The organism is Pseudomonas rhizoryzae, from assembly GCF_005250615.1.
Lineage (GTDB): Bacteria > Pseudomonadota > Gammaproteobacteria > Pseudomonadales > Pseudomonadaceae > Chryseomonas > Chryseomonas rhizoryzae.
This window is the reverse complement of record NZ_SULM01000001.1, coordinates 358,404-376,350: the sequence shown is the minus strand read 5'-3', so window position 1 is coordinate 376,350 and position 17,947 is coordinate 358,404. Positions and strand designations below refer to the sequence as shown.

The window sequence follows — 17,947 nt, the reverse complement described above, 5'->3', positions numbered from 1 at the left end:
ATCAGATGGGCTGGGCCCAGAGAACCATGACGTCGACGGTGAAGGAGCCGTCGTGGTCGATTTCGAAATACTGGCGCACTTCCTGGCCGATCTTCTTCTGCAGGCTGCGAATGGCCTGGCACTGGGGCTCGGGCGTGCGCATGCGCTCGGTCCAGCTGGCGAAATTCAGATGCAGCCGCTGGCGTACGCAGCGGGTCACGCCGAGGCGCGCAGTATCCAGCAGCCGATGCCACTCAGCCAGGGAGTAGTTCCGCACGTGGCTGATGTCGCGCAGGATCTCCACCGTCTGCAGGTAGGTATCCAGGCGCGGGTTGGCCGGCGAGACCACGTCGATGATGGCCATCTCACCGCCAGGCCGCAGTACCCGACGCACTTCCCGCAGCGCGGCGCCGATGTCGCGCCAGTGGTGGGCGGAATACCGGCTGAAGACGAAATCGAAGCTGGCATCGCCGAACGGCAGGTGCTCGGCCATGCCGGGCTGGACGCTGATGTTATCCAGGCCCTGCTCGGCGGCGCTGCGCTTGACCACCGAGAGCATCTCTTCGGCCAGGTCCAGGGCGACCACCTGCCCCGCTACCGGCGCCACGTTGTAGCTGACGTGACCGCCACCGCAGCCGAGGTCCAGCACCTTGGCGTTCTCGCGCCGGGCGACCGCGTCACGCAGTTCGAGGAGTTCGGCCCCCTGGGCATGGACGGCACTGGTCAGATAGGCCTCGGCGGTAGCGCCGAATTGCTGCTGTACGTGTTGCTCGTGTTCACCGCTCATGGAGCCTCCGGGGAGAACGCCGATCGCTGGATCGGCGGCTGGGTTCAAGCGTTGGGGAACATCCAGGGACTGCTCTGGCGATAGCGGTTTTCAAAGCTCGCGATGGCGTCGGCATCCTGCAGGGTCAGGCCGATGTCGTCCAGGCCGTTGAGCAGGCAGTGCTTGCGGAAGGCATCGATCTCGAAGGGCAGCGCGACACCGTCGGGACGGCGCACGGTCTGGCTCTCCAGATCGACTACCAACTGGTAGCCCTCGGTGGCCTCGACCTGACGGAACAGCTCGTCGACGTCGGCATCGTTGAGGATGATCGGCAGCAGGCCGTTCTTGAAGCTGTTGTTGAAGAAGATGTCGGCGAAGCTGGGGGCGATCACCGAGCGGAAGCCATAGCCGTCCAGGGCCCAGGGCGCGTGCTCGCGACTGGAGCCGCAGCCGAAGTTCTCCCGGGCCAGCAGGATGCTGGCGCCCTGGTAGCGCGGTTGGTTGAGCACGAACTCGGGGTTCAGCGGCCGCTTGCTGTTGTCCTGGCCGGGCTGGCCGACATCCAGGTAACGCCATTCGTCGAACAGGTTGGGGCCGAAGCCGGTGCGCTTGATCGACTTGAGGAATTGCTTGGGAATGATCTGGTCGGTGTCGACGTTAGCGCGATCCAGGGGGGCGACCAAACCGCTGTGTTGGGTAAAGGCTTGCATGGTCAGGCTCCTCAGGCGGTGGCGAAGTCGCGGACGTCGACGAAACGACCGGCGATGGCGGCAGCGGCGGCCATGGCCGGGCTCACCAGGTGGGTACGGCCACCGGCGCCCTGACGGCCTTCGAAGTTACGGTTGGAAGTGGAGGCGCAATGCTCGCCGCTTTCCAGGCGGTCGGCGTTCATCGCCAGGCACATGGAGCAGCCCGGCTCGCGCCACTCGAAGCCCGCCTCGATGAAGACCTTGTCCAAGCCTTCCCGCTCGGCCTGGGCCTTGACCAGGCCGGAGCCCGGCACCACCAGCGCCTGCTTGAGGGTGGCGGCGACCTTGCGGCCCTTGGCCACGGCGGCGGCGGCGCGCAGATCCTCGATGCGGGAGTTGGTGCAGGAGCCGATGAAGACGCGGTCCAGCACGATGTCGGTGATCGGCTGGTTGGCCTTGAGGCCCATGTATTTCAGGGCGCGCTCGATGGAACCCCGCTTGACTGGATCGGTTTCGCGAGCCGGGTCCGGCACCTGCTGGTCGACGGCCAGGACCATCTCGGGCGAGGTGCCCCAGCTGACCTGCGGCTTGAGCTGGGCGGCGTCGAGTTCGACCACGGTGTCGAAGTGGGCATCGGCATCGGACACCAGGCCCCGCCACTGAGCCACGGCGGCTTCCCAGACGGCCCCGGTGGGCGCGAAGGGACGACCCTCGACGTAGTCGATGGTGGTCTGGTCTACGGCGACCATGCCCACCCGGGCACCGGCCTCGATGGACATGTTGCAGATGGTCATGCGGCCTTCCATGGACAGGCCACGGATGGCGCTGCCGGCGAACTCGATGGCATGGCCATTACCACCGGCGGTACCGATCTTGCCGATGACGGCGAGGACGATGTCCTTGGCGGTGACACCGAAGGGCAGCTCGCCCTCCACCTTCACCAGCATGTTCTTCATCTTCTTGGCCACCAGGCACTGGGTGGCGAGCACGTGCTCGACCTCGGAGGTACCGATGCCATGGGCCAGGGCGGCGAAGGCGCCATTGGTGGAGGTGTGGGAATCACCGCAGACCACGGTCATGCCAGGCAGCACGGCGCCCTGCTCCGGGCCGATCACGTGGACGATGCCCTGGCGCACGTCGTTCATCTTGAACTGGGTGATGCCGAAGTCGTCGCAGTTCTCGTCCAGGGTGCGGACCTGGATGCGCGAGGTCTCGTCCTTGATGGACTCGAGGCCTTCCTTGCGATCCGGGGTGGTGGGCACGTTGTGGTCGGGGGTCGCGAGGTTGGCATCCAGGCGCCAGGGCTTGCGACCGGCCAGACGCAGGCCTTCGAAGGCCTGGGGCGAGGTCACTTCGTGGATGATGTGGCGGTCGATGTAGAGCAGCGCGGAACCGTCGTCGCGCTGCTTGACCAGGTGCATATCCCAGAGTTTGTCGTAGAGCGTCTTGCCAGCCATGGATCGATTCCTCATCAGGCGTGGAGCGGCACGGGCCTTTGGCATGCCCTTGGTGCTTGTGGGGTCAAAGATACCGCGCTAGGCTCGCATGAAACAAATTCATCTTTTTCATGAAGCGCATAACCAACAGGAATTCGAAGTCGTGGATCTCGCCAATCTGAATGCCTTCGTCGCCGTGGCCGAGACAGGCGGCTTCTCCGACGCCGGCGAGCGCCTGCACCTGACCCAGCCGGCGGTGAGCAAGCGCATCGCCGCCCTGGAGCAGCAACTCGACCTGCGCCTGTTCGATCGCATCGGCCGCGAGGTCAGCCTCACCGAGGCCGGCCGTGCCCTGCTCCCCCGGGCCTATCAGATCCTAGGGGTGATCGATGACACCAAACGCGCGCTCACCAATCTCAATGGTGCCATCGGCGGACGCCTGACGTTGGCGACCAGTCACCATATCGGCCTGCACCGGCTACCGCCTATCCTGCGGCGCTTCACCCGGGAATATCCGGAGGTGGCGCTGGACATCCGCTTTCTCGATTCGGAAGCCGCCTACGACGAGATCCTGCATGGCCGGGTGGAGCTGGCGATCATCACCCTGGCGCCCCAGACCGCGGCGCCCATCCGCGCGGTGCCGGTGTGGAGCGATCCGCTGGATTTCGTGGCGGCCCCGGAGCATGCGCTGGCGAACCAGGAGCGGGTCACTCTGGCCGATGTGGCGCGGCATCCGGCGGTGTTTCCCGGCGGCAATACCTTTACCCGGCTGATCGTGCATGGGCTGTTCGATGCCCAGGGGCTGACACCCAATATCGCCATGAGCACCAATTATCTGGAGACCATCAAGATGCTGGTATCCATCGGCCTGGCCTGGAGTGTGCTGCCGCGTACCCTGCTGGATGACCAGGTGCGCCGCCTGCCGTTGCCGGGGATTCAGTTGGAGCGTCGGCTGGGGTACATCCTGCATACCGAGCGCACCCATTCGAATGCGGCCCAGGCGTTCATGGGATTATTGGATGAGGTGGAGCGGGAGTAGCGAGAGCCGTTCGCTGGCCCCGGTTAACCGTAGCGTGGAAAACGGCGCAGCCTCTTCCACCAGGGTGTTCGGTGGTGTGGAGCGCCCTCACCCCAACCCTCTCCCGCAGGGAGAGGGGGCTGGGCGAGCAGGCGGTGGGCTCCCTCAGACATAGGTTGGGTTGAGACGGCTTTATCGTCGAAGCCCAACAGTTGGGGGTGGCTCGGCATTGTTGGGCTTCGCTGCGCTCAACCCAACCTACGGTGATGGCGGAATCGACTCAGCCCTTCTTGAGCTTCTTCAGGCGCTTCCTGGATTTATCGATCACTTCCTTGCGCTCGCGGTCCTTCAGTTCCTTCCATCCTTTGATCTCGGCGCGTTTGCGGCCACATCCCTGGCAGACGTCGTCTTTGATCTTGCACTGGCTGATGCAGGGACTTTCGACCTTACCCACGGCAACCTCGGAAATGAAAAAGGCCCTGCAGTATAACCACTGCAGGGCCTTGGCCAGCGCCATCCGGCTGGAGGGCGGGCTATGGGGGTGATTGATAAGACCGACTGAAACTCGCCGAGCGACGGTGAGGTCAGGCGAAAACCGGTGAGGAAGCGCAGTTTACAAAGCGTAAATGAGCATTCCGAACCGGTTTTCAACGCAGCATCGCCGCCGCGCAGGCAGTTTCAGGCGAGTCTTAGAAGACCGCTTGAACCTTCAGGCCTCCTACCACGGCATTGTCGACCTCACGTACACCACCCGGATTCTTGATGTACTGGAGGTTCGGACGCAGCGTCAGCCAGTTGGTGACGTGGACGCCGTAATAGATCTCGGCGTCATACTCGTTGTGCTGCAGCGGAGTGTAGGCCGGATCGTCGTAATCCGTCGCACCGGCGGCCTGGTTGAGGGCGCGCTGGTTGTCGCGGAAGTCGCTGTTGGTGCTGATGCGCGCGACGCCGAAGCCGATGTCATCCTTGGGACGACCGTCGAAGGGGCCCTTGTACACCAGGCCGGCCTGGACGTAGTTGCTGACCTTGTTGACGTCCTTGGCATGGGCGGTGAAGTTGGCGAAGACCGACAGGCCGCGACTCGGGTCATCGTTGTGCGCGGTGATCTGCTGACGGGCCACGACCCAGTAGCCGTGCTTGCTGGAATGCTCCTTGTAATCCAGCCCGGTGAGGGCCGCGGAATTGCCGTTGACGTCTTCGTAGACGTCGTTGGCCTTGGCGGTGCTGTAGTAGTAGCCAACGCGGTATTCGCCCGGCAGGCCGTTGACCTTGGGCGACCAGACCATTTCCACCGGCAGGACCGCACCCTTGGTGCCGCTGCCGTTGAGCTTGAAGCCGTTGCCGGTTTCCAGCAGCGACGGGTTCTGCTCGTAGGCGCCGACCTGCACGAACAACTCGGGGGTCAGGCTGTACTTCACGCGCAGGGCCCACTGGCTGACCGGCCAGTTGTACCAGACGCCTTCCCAGTTGCCGACCTGGGAGCCACAGAACGCCAGGTTCTGGAAATCACACTCGAAGGAGTTGAAGTCCTCGCCTTCGCCGAAGCGACCGGCCTTGATGTCCAGACGACCGTCGAAGAAGCCCTTGGACAGCCACAGCTGGGTCAGACGCCAGGTCTGGCCACGGCCGTAGACTTCCTGCACCGAGGAGTAGCCGCCGACGCGCGGATCGGTGATGCGGTCGTCGGTCAGGTTGCGGCCGTCACGGGAAGTAATGGCGACCTTGAACACCGAGTTCTCCCAACCGGCGATCTTGTTCATGTCGCCCCACAGGCCGAACATGTACTGGGAGCTCCAGCGGCCGGTGCGATCATCGTCGTAGCCGCCGCGCAGGTTGGTGGCGCCCTCGCCCACGTATTCGAGCTTGATGTCCCAGCCCTTGTCGCGCAGGTCCTTGCGCACGCCACCCCAGTCGCCGGTCATGGTGTTGCCCAGCGGTTGGAAGGCGGCCTCGGTGTTGTTCACCCCACTGAAGTTGCCACCCGGGTTGGCCTGGGGTGCCGCCTGAGCACCGGCGGCGACCGCCAGGGCGAGCAGCGAGACCAGGGGCAGTGCGTTACCCCGACGATTCTTGAGCTTCTGACTGTTCATTACTGAGATCCCTTTTTATAGAAGTGATGACACCCAGGGCCCGAAACCCGCGTCTCTAATACTTACGGCAGGACGTTGAGGACTTCGTAACAGGCACCCATGGTGTGGTAGTCGACCTTGCCGGCCGGACTCTTGTCGTCGGAGTACTTGTGGTTCCGACGGTCGAGCAGGCGCCACCACGCGCCGTGCTCGTGATCGATGAAATGCGTCCAGCTGTAGCGCCAGAGCGCCTCATAGTGTTCCCAATAGCGCGCTTCGCCACTGCGCTCGGCCAGCAGCGCCGCGGCGGCCAGGGCCTCGGCCTGGACCCAGAAGTACTTGTCCGGATCGCAGGGCGAGCCGTCCGGGGCGAAGCCGTAGAAGAGGCCGCCATGCTCGGCGTCCCAGCTCAGGCGCCAGGAGATGTCGAACAGCGCCTGAGCCCGCGGCAGCAGCCAGGGCAGCGGGCGATGGCGTTCGAGGATCAGCAACAGCTTGGCCCATTCGATCTGGTGCCCCGGCTGGAAGCCCCAGGGGCGGAACAGATTGGCCGGATCGTCGCGGTTGTAGTCCCAGTCGATGGACCAGTCGCTGTGGTAGTGCTCCCAGATCAGGCCGCCGGGGACCTGATCGGCCGCCCCACCCTGCCCCTGGGTCAGCGCGGCCTGGCGCTGGGTCATGTTGCGCGCCAGGGTCTCGGCGCGATCCAGGTAGCGCACTTCGCCGCTGGCTTCGAAGGCGGCCAGCAGGGCTTCACAGGCGTGCATGTTGGCGTTCTGGCCGCGGTACGGCGAGACGGTCTGCCAGTCGGCGCTGATCTCGTCGACATAGAGCCCGTCGGCCTCGCGCCAGAAATGGGTTTCCAGGGATTCCCAGGCTTCGCTGAGCCAGCCGCGGGCCTCTTCGATACCCGCCTGCAGGCCATGGGCATAGGCCAACACCACGAAGGCCAGGCCGTAGCAATGGTTGGTGCCATCCACCACGGTGTCGCCCTCGAGCAACCAGGCATAGCCGCCGTTGGCCTGGCGATGACGCTCGCGCAGGTATCTCAGGCCGTGCCGGGTCGCGTCCAGAAAGGCCGGATCGCCGTAGTGTCGGTAGGCCATGGCGAAATCGAAGACGAAGCGGGTGCTGGAGACCAGGTGACGGGTCTGGTGATCGTAGATCGTGCCGTCGTCCTTGAAGAAGTGATAGAAGCCGCCTTGCGGATCGACACAGCGGGGATGATAGAACGCCAGCGTCTGGCGGACGTGCTCCAGCAGGGTGTCGCGACGACGAAAATCGGGGAAGTCCATCGGGTTTCCTTGGCGGCTATTGTTGTTGTGGGAAAACGGTTCAGTGCGGGCTCACCTGCAGCAGGGCTTCGACATCGGCACGGGTCGGCGCATAGGCGCCGGCATGACGGCAGGAAACCGACGCACTGGCAGCGGCGAACCTGAGGCGCTGCTGGGGATCGGTCAGACCCAGCAGGCCGGAGGCCAGCCAGCCGGCCATGCTGGCGTCGCCTGCACCCACGGTGTCGACGACGTCCACGGCGATGGCAGGCTGCTGCCATTCGCCGTCCGGCGTGTAGAGCACCAGGCCGTGTTCGCCACGGGTGAAGAGGATGCGCGCCTGGGGATTGAGGGCGCGCAGTTCGTCCAGCGCGGCGCGCTCGTCCAGGCCGGGATAGATCTGGCGGATGTCTTCATCGGACAGCTTGATGTCGTCAGCCAGGCGCACCAGCTCGGGGAAGGTCTGCTGGCGGTAGCGCTCGTCCATCAGGTTGCGCCAGTTGGGGTCGTAGCTCAGGCGCTTGCCGGCGGCCTTGGCCTGGCGCGCCAGGTCGAGCAGGGTGTCGGCCAGCGGGTGGCGGGCCAGGCTGATGCAGCTGAAATGGCAGACCTCGGCGGTGTCCAGCCAGCCCGCGGGCAGCAGCGCGGGATCGAACTGGAGGTCGGCTTCACCGGCGAAGAAATAGCGCGGAGGACGGCTCGACGGCACGATGGCCACTAGCGGATCGGCATTGACCCGTTGCAGGAAGCGGGTATCGAGGCCGGCGGTTTCCGATTGCCAGGCGATCTCATCGCCCAGGCTGTCCTGACTGATGGCGCCGCCGAAGGCACTTTCCACCCCCAGCCGGGCCAGGCCACGGGCCACGTTCCAGGGGGCACCACCCGGATAACCCCGCCATTCGCCAGGATTACCCTGGACGATGTCGGTAAGGGCTTCGCCAAAGACCACGACGCGGGGTAGTGCCATTCTTGTTCTCCTGTCTGTCACGGCGACCAAGGACTACCCTGGTCTCTGGTAGGGCCGCGACCCGACGTCAGGCGCGGCGGCGGGCGGACCTTACCATTGCTGTAACGTTTCAGCCATGAGCCACGCTCAAGAAAGTCGTCGACCACTCGCCGGGTCGAACAATACCGCCCGTCGCGGATCGATGCGCCAGAGCACCTGATCGCCGGCACGCGGAGCCTCGCCCGGGGCGACCCGACAGCAGACCTTGGTACCGTTCCACTCGGCATATAGCAGAGTGTCCGGACCGGTCGGCTCCACCACCTGGACCCGCGTCAGGATGCCGGGTACGGCGCTATCAGCCGGATGCGCGGACTGGATCTGCTCCGGGCGCACCCCAAGGATAGCCTCTCTGCCCGCCAATGCCGGATCGAGATCAGACAACTCCACCACACTTTCACCGGTATCGCCGGTGACGCGGGCCACCACCCTGCCCGCCTGGGCCTCCAGGCGCACCGGCACGAAGTTCATCGGCGGCGAGCCGATGAAGCTGGCGACGAAGAGATTGGCGGGGTCGTTGTAGATCTCCTCGGGGGTGCCGAATTGCTGCACCTCGCCGTCCTTCATCACCGCCACCCGGTCGCCCAGGGTCATGGCTTCGATCTGGTCATGGGTGACGTAGACGGTGGTGGTCTGCAGCCGCTGGTGCATCAGTTTGATCTCGGTGCGCATCTCCACCCGCAGCTTGGCGTCGAGGTTGGAGAGCGGCTCGTCGAACAGATAGAGCTTGGGCCGGCGAGCCAGGGCGCGACCCATGGCGACGCGCTGCTGCTGACCGCCGGAGAGTTGCGCCGGCTTGCGCTCGAGCAGGTGCTCGATCTGCAGGAGCTTGCTGACCCGCGCCACCTCGGCGTCGATCTGCTCCTTGGGCGTCTTGCGGATCTTCAGGCCGAAGGCGATGTTCTCGCGCACGGTCATGGTCGGATACAGGGCATAGGACTGGAACACCATGGCGATGTCTCTGTCCTTGGGCTCGACCTGGGTGACATCCTCGCCATCCAGGCAGATGGCGCCGCTGCTGATGTCTTCGAGGCCGGCGATGGCGTTCATCAGGGTGGATTTGCCGCAGCCGGAGGGTCCGACCAGGATGAGGAACTGGCCGGCGTCGATGCGGATGTCGATGCCCTTGAGGGCTTCCTGGGCGGCGTTGCCGTAGGTCTTGCGTACGCTTTTGAGTTCGAGAGCTGCCATGGTGGCCGTCCTTATCCTTTGACCACGCCCGAGGTCAGACCCCGGACGAAATATTTACCCGCGAAGATGTAGACCAGCAGGGTCGGCAGCGCGGCGATCATGGCGGCAGCCATGTCGACGTTGTATTCCTTGGCGCCGGTGCTGGTGTTGACCAGGTTGTTCAGGGCTACGGTGATGGGCTGCGACGAACCGCTGGCGAACACCACGCCGAACAGGAAGTCGTTCCAGACCTGGGTGAATTGCCAGATCAGGCTGACCATGACGATGGGCGTGGACAGCGGCAGCAGGATCTTGAAGAAGATGGTGAAGAAGCCCGCACCGTCCAGCCGCGCTGCCTTGATCAGGGCGTCGGGAATGCCGACGTAGTAGTTGCGGAAGAACAGCGTGGTGAAGGCCAGGCCGTAGATCACGTGGACCAGCACCAGGCCGGCGGTGGTGTTGGCCAGGCCCAGTTGGCCGAGGGTGAAGGACATCGGCAGCAGGATCACCTGAAAGGGAATGAAGCAGCCGAACAGCAGCAGACTGAACAGCAGATTCGAGCCGCGGAACTGCCACTTCGACAGGGCGTAGCCGTTGAGCGCGCCGATGAAGGTGGAGATGAGCACCGCGGGCACGGTGATCATGAAGGAGTTCCAGAAGTAGCTGTGCACCACGTCCCAGGCCTTGAGCCAGCCGATCACCGTCCAGTCCAGCGGTAGGCTCAGCAGGTTGCCGGTGCGGACATCGTCCGGGGTCTTGAAGCTGGTCAGCAACATCACCAGCAGCGGCACCAGATAGACCGCGCAGGCGACGATCAGGGTGGCGTGGATGGCCACGCGATTGACGTTCAGAGCCTTAGCCATTTCGCTTGCTCCGCAGTTCCGAGTAGAGATAGGGCACCAGCACCGCCAGCACCGCGCCGAGCATCAGCACCGCGCTGGCCGAACCGAGGCCCATCTGGCCGCGGGTGAAGGTGTGCTGGTACATGAACACCGCCGGCAGGTCCGAGGCGTAGCCAGGGCCGCCCGCGGTCATGGCCATGACCAGATCGAAGCTCTTGATGGCGATGTGGGCGAGGATCATCACGGCGCTGAAGAACACCGGTCGCAGGCTGGGCAGGACGATGCGCAGGTAGATGGTCGGCAGCCCTGCCCCGTCGACCTGGGCGGCTCTGAGGATGGAGGAATCCACGCCACGCAGCCCGGCGAGGAACATGGCCATGACGAAGCCCGAGGCCTGCCAGAGGGCGGCGATCAGCAGGCAGTAGATGACCCGATCGGGGTCCACCAGCCAGTCGAAGCGAAAGCCTTCCCAGCCCCAGTCGCGCAAGAGCTTGTCCAGGCCCATGCCGGGGTTGAGCAGCCACTTCCAGGCGGTGCCGGTGACGATCATCGACAGCGCCATGGGATAGAGATAGATGGTGCGGATGAAGCCTTCACGACGGATGCGCTGGTCCAGCAGGATGGCGAAGAAGACGCCGATGGCCAGACTCAGCAGGATGAACAGGCCGCCGAAGATCGCCAGGTTCTTGCAAGCCACCAGCCAGCGATCGTTTTCCATGAGCCGCGCGTACTGGGCGAAGCCGGCGAAGTTGTAGCTGGGCAGGAAGCGCGAGTTGGTGAAGGAGATCACCGCCGTCCACAGCATGTAGCCATAGAGGCAGACGACCATGGCAATGGCCGTGGGCGCCAGCACCAGCTTGGGCAGCAGGCGCTGCAGCCGGTCCGGGCGGCGACTGACGGCTACGGTGGGTAGGGTTTCGGTAAGGGCCATGAGGCACTCCCAGGGGTGGTATTATCTAGAGGCCAGGTATCAGGTCGATCGCGGCGATGGCGGGCCGTCGTAGGTTGGGTTGCGCGCAGCGAAGCCCAACCTTGCCTCGGAGCCCGACAATGTTGGGCTTCGACGATGGAGCCGTCTCAACCCAACCTAAGGTCTGGCCGCAAACGGCCTTACTTGGCGGCCTGGATCGCGGCGACCAATTGCTCGGTGGCCTTCTTCGGATCGGCGTTGGCGTCGTTGAAGAAGTTGGTCACCACATCGAAGATCGCACCCTGCACGTAGCTGGTGTTCGCCATGCTGTGCGCCATGCTCGGCTCGGCCTTGCCGTCGGCGTTGGCGGTCTGGAAGTCCTTGGCGGACTGCTGGGCGCAGCTATCGAACTTGGCGAGGTCGATGTCGTTACGCACCGGGATGGAGCCCTTGTTGAGGTTGAATACCTCCTGGAAGGGCTTGTCGATGACGGTGCGCACCAGGTCGTCCTGCGCCTTCTGGTTGTCCTTGTTCTTGATCTTGAACATGGCCAGGGAGTCGATGTTGTAGATGAAGTCGCCCTGGGTACCCGGCATCACCACGCATTCGTAGTCGACGCCCGGCTTCTTGCCGGCGGCGGCGAATTCGGCCTTGGCCCAGTCGCCCATGATCTGCATGCCCGCCTTGCCCTCGATGACCATGGCGGTGGCCAGGTTCCAGTCGCGGCCGGCGGCGTTGGGATCGACGTAACCCTTGATGCGCTTGAAGGTCTTGAACACCTCGACCATCTTGTCGCTGCGGATGGTGTCGGCATCGGTCTGCACGAAGACCTTGTCGTAGCCTTCCGGGCCCATGATGGCCATGACCAGGGATTCGAAGATGGTGCCGTCTTGCCAGTTCTGGCCACCATGGGCCAGGGGCACGACGCCGGCGGCCTTGAGCTTGTCGGCGGCCTCGAAGAATTCGTCCAGGGTGGTGGGGACCTTGGCACCGGCCTTCTTGAACACGGCGGGGTTGATCCACAGCCAGTTGATGCGGTGGATGCCAGCCGGTACGGCGACGTATTCGCCGTCGTGCTGCATGGTCTGGGCCACGCGCTTGGGCAAGATGGTGTCCCAGTTGCCCTGCTTGGCGATGTCGCTGATGTTGGCCAGGAAGCCCATGCTGGCCCACTCCTGGATGTCGGGGCCTTTGAGCTGGGCGGCGGACGGCGGATTGCCGGAGACGGCGCGGGTCTTGAGCACGGTCATGGCGGCCTCGCCGGCGCCACCGGCCACGGCGAAGTCCTTCCAGGTGTCGCCCTGTTTCTGCATCAGCTGCTTGAGGACATCGACGGCGCGGGCCTCGCCACCGGAGGTCCACCAGTGCAACACCTCGACCTCACCGGCATGGGCGGTCAGGGGAGCGGCGATGGCGGCGCAGGAGAGAGAAACGGCGAGAGCGAGACGATTCAACGCATTCATGAGGGGTCGTTCCTTGTTGTTTTTTTATTGGAGCTGGGCCGAGTCTAGTCAGACGACTGCGCTCGTGGGTAACGAAGGGAAAGAGAATTGTCACGACCCGGTGACATTAAGGTCGGACTACTATCTAGGCGCGCGGCAGGGTCAGGGTGACCCTCAGACCGCCCTCGCGGCGATTGCGCAGCTCTACCTCGCCACCATGGGCGTGGGCCAGATTGCGGGCGATGCCCAAGCCCAGCCCGTAACCCTGGCGGTCGGTGGCCAGGCGCACATGGGGCTGGAAGACTTGCTCCAGCTCCTGCTCCGGCACGCCGGGGCCTTCGTCGTCCACGTGCAGGACGAAGGTCTGGCCGTCGTCTTCCACCTGTAGGTGGGCGCGATAGCCATACTTGAGGGCGTTGTCCACCAGATTGCCGATGCAGCGCCTGAGCGCCAGTGGCTTGCCTAGCAGACTGCCGTGGGCTTCCCCGGTAAGACGCACCCGCGGCGGTTGTTCCTGGGTGAAGGGCTCCACCAGTTGCACCAGCAGCGCCTGGAGATCGACCGGCTCCAGATTCTCGTGGATGTCGGTGTCCTTGACGCACTGCAAGGCACCCTTGACCAGCAGATCCAGCTCGTCGAGATCACGCACCAGCTTGGCCTGCATCACCTCGTCGTCCACCAGCTCGGCGCGCAGGCGCAGCCGGGTGATGGGGGTACGCAGGTCATGGGAGATGGCGCTGAACAGTTGGGCGCGCTCATCCAGGTAACGGGCGATGCGCTCGCGCATGGCGTTGAAGGCACGGGTCACCTCGCGGATTTCCTGGGCGCCCTCCTCGCGCACCGGTGGCGTGTGCACCTCCAGCGACAACTCCCGCGCCGCGCGGGACAGGCGCTTGAGCGGGCGACTCTGCCAGCGGATCAGCAGACCGATGAACAGCAGCAGGAAGGCGCTGCTGAAGACCATGAACAGCACCTGCTGCAACGGCAACCAGGATTCGTCCAGGCTGTAGTAAGGCGCCGGCATCAGGGTCGCCAGATACACCCACTCCCCTTCGCCGATGCGGATCTGGGTGACCAGTACCGGCGGCTCCAGGGGCTCCAGACTCAGGGCGTAGTGGGCCCAGGAGCGCGGCAACTCGTCGAGTGCCACGGCGCCGTTGAACAGGCGCAGCTGTTGCGGGCCGATGAACTCCACGTACATCGGCATGGTGGCGCCCAGGCGCTCGCGCAGCACCGTCTCGACCTCCTGCAGCACGGCGCGCCGCCCCGGTGTCGCGGGCAGCGCTTGCATGGTCAGCGGCTTTTCGTTGAGCGAGACGAAGAAGCGCGTGCCGCCCATGTTGCGCAGTTGCTCGAGCACCAGCGGCCGATAGGCCGGCGGCAGCAGGCTGAAATAGCGCACGCTGGCGGCGATGGAATAGCCCAGGCTGCGGGCGGCGGTCTGCAGCCCCTGGTTGCGGTCGCTGCGCAGGGAGGCGGACCAGAACAGCGCCGAGGCGCCCTGGGCCAGGAGCACCGCCAGCAAGGTCAGCAACAGCATCCGTGCCAACAGAGAGCGCGGCACCAGCCGCGCGAGCGGCGCGCTACACCGCATCGGCGACCAGTCCGCTGACCTCGGCGGCGAGCAGGTAGCCGGAGCCCCGGACGGTGCGGATCAGCCGCGGCGACTTGCCGGTGTCACGCAGGCGCTGGCGCAGACGACTCACCGCCATGTCGACGATGCGCTCCAGCGGCAGCACCTCGCGCCCGCGGGTGGCGTTGGCGATGGTGTCGCGGTCGAGAATCTGCTGGGGATGATCGAGGAACAGCTTGAGCAGCGTGAAGTCCGCGCCCGAGAGGATGACCTCCTCGCCGTCGCGGTGGAACAGCCGATGGCTCACCGGGTCCAGGCGCCAGTCGTCGAAGGTCAGCAGACCGGTGGCCGCCGGGCGCGTCTCGCCGAAGCCGGCGCGGCGCAGCAGCGCCTTGATGCGGGCCAGCAATTCGCGCGGACTGAAGGGCTTGCCCAGGTAATCGTCGGCGCCCAATTCCAGGCCGATCACGCGGTCGGCTTCGTCGGAGCTGGCGGTGAGCATGATGATGGGCACCTGGCGACAGGCGGACTGTTCACGCGTCCAGCGGCAGAGGGCGAAGCCGTCTTCGCCAGGCAGCATGACGTCGAGGATCAGCAGGTCGGGGACGAAGTCGCCCAGGGCGCGGCGCAACTCACGGCCATCGCCGACGGTGCGCACCAGATAGCCGGCGCGGGTGAGATAGGTATCGAGAAGTTCGCGGATTTCCTCGTCGTCGTCGACGACCAGGAGGGATTTGCCCAGGGTGGACATGGCGATTTTCGCTCTTGTTGTTCTGGCCGGAGGCCAGCTACCGGTGGTGCCGGCAGCATACCGGGGCCGGGCGACCTTGAGTAGTCGCCCGGCCCGGTGGGGATCAGCGTTGACGCGCCTCGGCGATGGTCTGATCCAGGGCGACGCCGGCGCCGAACAGGCCCGGATACTCGGCGGTGACGAGCCAGGCCGGGATATCCTTCAGGTAGGCGCTGCTGGTCTTGCCCTTGTCGGCGAAGGCATGGGCGAAAGCCCCGCTCTGGAAGCGCTCGACGAAGCGCGGCAGGATGCCCCCGGCGATGTAGACGCCACCCAGGGCGCCCAGGGTCAGGGCGGCGTTGCCGGCGACCCGTGCCAGCCAGATGAAGAATTGCTCCAGCACCGCATCGGCGTAGGGATCGCCCTTGAGCGCCAGCTCGCAGATGTCCGCCGCGCTGTGCAGGGCAGCGGTGCGGCCGTCCAGTTCGCAGCTGGCGTGATAGAGATTGACCAGGCCGCTGCCGGAGACCACGCGCTCGGCGGAGACGTGGTTGCCGAACTGGCGCTTGAGGATCTTCCAGATATCGAATTCGCGCTGGGTGTTGATCGGCAGGTCGACGTGACCACCCTCGCTGGGCAGCACGATCCAGCGATCCTTGCCGCTCGGCACCAGGCTCGCGACGCCCAGACCGGTACCGGGACCTATCACCAGGCGGGTCCGGGTCGGCAGCGCGACGCCATCACGCACCTGGACGCAATCCGCCGGATCCAGCCGGGCCACGGCCCAGGCCATGGAGGTGAAGTCGTTGATCAGCAGCAGATGGGTCAGGCCCAACTGCTGGCAGAATTGCTCACGCCGGATCACCCAGTGGTTGTTGGTGAAGTGGAAGTCGCCCTCGCCTACCGGACCGGCACAGGCCAGGCACACGGCGGTGATGTCGTCCAGGGCTACCCCGGTTTGCGCCAGGTACTTGCGCACCGCGTCTTCCGGACAGGCGTAATCCGCACAGGCGAAGACCTCGATGGCCTCCAGGCGACCGTCGCGCCACAGAGCGAAGCGGGCATTGGTGCCCCCGATGTCGCCAACCAAAGCCAAACTCATTTCAGCGCCTCCAGGCTGGAAGTAAATGCACTGGCACCCGATTCTGCCGTGCTCATGGCGCCGCGCATGAAGGCGAACAGCTCACGACCACAACCCACCCCGGTGCCCTGGGGCGCTTCGACCGCCGTCCGGGCCATCCATTCGTCGGCCGGCACCAGAATCTTCAGCTCGCCGGTACGGCCGTCGACCCGAATGAGATCGCCGTCACAGACCTTGGCCAGCGGACCGCCATCGATGGCTTCCGGGCAGACATGGATAGCTGCCGGAACCTTGCCCGAGGCGCCGGACATGCGCCCGTCGGTGACCAACGCCACCTTGAAACCGCGATCCTGCAGCACACCCATGTAAGGAGTGAGCTTGTGCAATTCCGGCATGCCCAGCGCCTTGGGCCCCTGGAAGCGTACCACTGCCACGAAATCGCGCTCCAGCTCGCCGGCCTTGAAAGCCTCCGCCAACTCGCTCTGGTCGTGGAAGACCCGCGCCGGCGCTTCCACCAGCTGGTGCTGGGGCGCCACCGCCGACACCTTCATCACGCCACGGCCGAGGTTGCCGTGCATGACGCGCAGGCCGCCCTCTTCGTTGAACGGCCGGCTGGCCGGACGCAGGATATCTTCGTCCAGACTCTCGGCGCGCCCGGTGCGCCATTCCAGCTTGCCGTCCACCAGGAAGGGTTCCTGCAGGTAGCGCGACAGGCCACGGCCCATGATGGTGTTGACGTCTTCATGCAGCAGCCCGGCTTCGAGCAGGGTGTGGATCATGAAGTTGACGCCGCCAGCGGCGTGGAAGTGGTTCACGTCGGCCTTGCCGTTGGGATAGACCTGGGCCAGGGTCGGGGTCACCGCCGAGATCTCGGCCATGTCGTCCCAGGTCAGCTGGATGCCGGCGGCCTGGGCGATGGCCGGGATGTGCAGGGTGTGGTTGGTCGAGCCGCCGGTGGCGCTCAGGGCCACCACCGAGTTGACGATGGCCTTCTCGTCGACGATCTCGCCCAGCGGCATGAAGTTGCCACCCTGCTGGGTGATGCGGGTCACCTGGCGCGCGGCTTCGCGGGTGAGCTCGTCACGCAGCGGGGTGTAGGGATTGACGAAGGAAGAACCCGGCAGGTGCAGGCCCATGACTTCCATCACCACCTGGTTGGTGTTGGCGGTGCCATAGAAGGTGCAGGTGCCCGGGCTGTGGTAGGACTTCATCTCCGACTCCAGCAGCTCTTCGCGAGTGGCCTTGCCCTCGGCGAAGGCCTGGCGGACGCGGGCCTTTTCCTTGTTGGAGATGCCCGAGAGCATGGGGCCGCCCGGAACGAAGATCATCGGCAGGTGACCGAAGCGCAGCGCGCCGATCATCAGGCCGGGGATGATCTTGTCGCAGATGCCGAGCAGCAGGGCGGCATCGAACATGTTGTGCGAGAGGGCCACGGCGGTGGACATGGCGATGACCTCGCGGCTCGCCAGGCTCAGTTCCATGCCGGCCTCGCCCTGGGTCACGCCGTCGCACATGGCGGGTACGCCACCGGCGAACTGACCGACGGAGCCGATCTCGCGTAAGGCCTGCTTAATGATCTCGGGATAGTGTTCGTAGGGCTGGTGAGCCGACAACATGTCGTTGTAGCTGGAAACGATGGCGACGTTGGCCTGGTCCATCAAACGGAGACGCTGCTTGTCCGTCGACGAGCCACAACCAGCAACGCCATGGGCGAAATTGGCGCACTGCAGCTTGGCGCGTTGCGGGCCGTCGCTGGCAGCCGCCCGGATCATGGCAAGGTAACGCTCACGGGTCGGACGACTGCGTTCCACCAACCGCTGTGTGACTTCGAGGACGCGAGGATGCATGGTTTCGATTCTCCACCAGGCTAAATTTGTTGTTATTTAAAACATTCACCGAATTTGGCGCTATTATTCACGGCAGCAAGCGCCATGTGTAATGTTTTTTACAACAAAACCCAGCTAT

At 64.9% G+C, this 17,947-nt stretch carries 16 protein-coding genes; 1 reads left to right on the top strand and 15 read right to left on the bottom strand.

Features of this window, described 5'->3' with window-relative positions; translation table 11 throughout:
* Nucleotide 1 precedes the first annotated feature (1 nt).
* The 3 genes from FAZ11_RS01650 to leuC are packed head-to-tail and all read right to left on the bottom strand — an operon-like array spanning nucleotide 2 to nucleotide 2,891.
* Nucleotides 2-766 (bottom strand): class I SAM-dependent methyltransferase, encoded by a 765-nt coding sequence (locus tag FAZ11_RS01650; RefSeq protein WP_058762555.1) that lies wholly within the window; start codon nucleotides 764-766, stop codon nucleotides 2-4.
* A 44-nt stretch (nucleotides 767-810) separates the two neighbouring features.
* The gene (gene leuD / locus FAZ11_RS01645; RefSeq protein ID WP_058772991.1) at nucleotides 811-1,455 is read right to left on the bottom strand and encodes a 3-isopropylmalate dehydratase small subunit; all 645 of its coding nucleotides are present in this window, start codon (nucleotides 1,453-1,455) and stop codon (nucleotides 811-813) included.
* 11 nt (nucleotides 1,456-1,466) lie between these two features.
* On the bottom strand, nucleotides 1,467-2,891 hold the full coding sequence (leuC, locus tag FAZ11_RS01640; protein WP_058767625.1) for a 3-isopropylmalate dehydratase large subunit: 1,425 nt from the start codon (nucleotides 2,889-2,891) through the stop codon (nucleotides 1,467-1,469).
* Between the two features lie 142 nt (nucleotides 2,892-3,033).
* Here leuC and FAZ11_RS01635 point away from each other — a divergent pair, with 142 nt between their 5' ends.
* Complete coding sequence (locus FAZ11_RS01635) at nucleotides 3,034-3,909, top strand: LysR family transcriptional regulator (RefSeq protein WP_058772992.1); 876 nt, start codon at nucleotides 3,034-3,036, stop codon at nucleotides 3,907-3,909.
* Between the two features lie 259 nt (nucleotides 3,910-4,168).
* Here the strand turns inward: FAZ11_RS01635 and FAZ11_RS01630 are convergent, their stop codons facing one another.
* The 12 genes from FAZ11_RS01630 to edd all read right to left on the bottom strand — a co-directional run bounded on the left by FAZ11_RS01630 (nucleotide 4,169) and on the right by edd (nucleotide 17,829).
* On the bottom strand, nucleotides 4,169-4,405 hold the full coding sequence (locus FAZ11_RS01630) for a DUF1289 domain-containing protein (RefSeq protein ID WP_058762551.1): 237 nt from the start codon (nucleotides 4,403-4,405) through the stop codon (nucleotides 4,169-4,171).
* Between the two features lie 172 nt (nucleotides 4,406-4,577).
* Entirely contained in the window at nucleotides 4,578-5,978 is a 1,401-nt protein-coding gene (locus FAZ11_RS01625) for a carbohydrate porin (protein WP_058762550.1), read from the bottom strand.
* A gap of 62 nt (nucleotides 5,979-6,040) precedes the next feature.
* Nucleotides 6,041-7,252 carry an AGE family epimerase/isomerase gene (locus FAZ11_RS01620; protein WP_058762549.1) on the bottom strand — a complete coding sequence of 404 codons (1,212 nt, stop codon included), beginning with the start codon at nucleotides 7,250-7,252 and terminating at the stop codon, nucleotides 6,041-6,043.
* Nucleotides 7,253-7,292: 40 nt separating this feature from the next.
* Nucleotides 7,293-8,198 carry a carbohydrate kinase family protein gene (locus FAZ11_RS01615; protein ID WP_058772993.1) on the bottom strand — a complete coding sequence of 302 codons (906 nt, stop codon included), beginning with the start codon at nucleotides 8,196-8,198 and terminating at the stop codon, nucleotides 7,293-7,295.
* Between the two features lie 126 nt (nucleotides 8,199-8,324).
* The gene (locus FAZ11_RS01610; RefSeq protein WP_058762547.1) at nucleotides 8,325-9,425 is read right to left on the bottom strand and encodes an ABC transporter ATP-binding protein; all 1,101 of its coding nucleotides are present in this window, start codon (nucleotides 9,423-9,425) and stop codon (nucleotides 8,325-8,327) included.
* A gap of 11 nt (nucleotides 9,426-9,436) precedes the next feature.
* The gene (locus FAZ11_RS01605) at nucleotides 9,437-10,267 is read right to left on the bottom strand and encodes a carbohydrate ABC transporter permease (RefSeq protein WP_058762546.1); all 831 of its coding nucleotides are present in this window, start codon (nucleotides 10,265-10,267) and stop codon (nucleotides 9,437-9,439) included.
* Nucleotides 10,260-11,177, bottom strand: a complete 918-nt coding sequence (locus FAZ11_RS01600; protein WP_058783482.1) for a carbohydrate ABC transporter permease — start codon at nucleotides 11,175-11,177, stop codon at nucleotides 10,260-10,262. Before FAZ11_RS01600 ends, FAZ11_RS01605 begins: the two co-directional genes overlap by 8 nt.
* Before the next feature lie 179 nt (nucleotides 11,178-11,356).
* Complete coding sequence (locus FAZ11_RS01595; protein WP_058783483.1) at nucleotides 11,357-12,619, bottom strand: ABC transporter substrate-binding protein; 1,263 nt, start codon at nucleotides 12,617-12,619, stop codon at nucleotides 11,357-11,359.
* A 124-nt stretch (nucleotides 12,620-12,743) separates the two neighbouring features.
* Nucleotides 12,744-14,192, bottom strand: coding sequence for an ATP-binding protein (locus tag FAZ11_RS01590; RefSeq protein ID WP_058762543.1), 1,449 nt, complete (start codon nucleotides 14,190-14,192; stop codon nucleotides 12,744-12,746).
* On the bottom strand, nucleotides 14,182-14,922 hold the full coding sequence (locus tag FAZ11_RS01585; protein ID WP_058762542.1) for a response regulator: 741 nt from the start codon (nucleotides 14,920-14,922) through the stop codon (nucleotides 14,182-14,184). Before FAZ11_RS01585 ends, FAZ11_RS01590 begins: the two co-directional genes overlap by 11 nt.
* Nucleotides 14,923-15,025: 103 nt before the next feature.
* Entirely contained in the window at nucleotides 15,026-16,003 is a 978-nt protein-coding gene (locus FAZ11_RS01580) for a glucokinase (RefSeq protein ID WP_058762541.1), read from the bottom strand.
* Nucleotides 16,000-17,829: a phosphogluconate dehydratase gene (gene edd / locus FAZ11_RS01575; RefSeq protein ID WP_058789844.1), complete on the bottom strand. Its 1,830-nt coding sequence runs from the start codon at nucleotides 17,827-17,829 to the stop codon at nucleotides 16,000-16,002. The genes FAZ11_RS01580 and edd overlap by 4 nt, the downstream gene beginning before the upstream one ends.
* Between the last annotated feature and the right edge of the window lie 118 nt (nucleotides 17,830-17,947).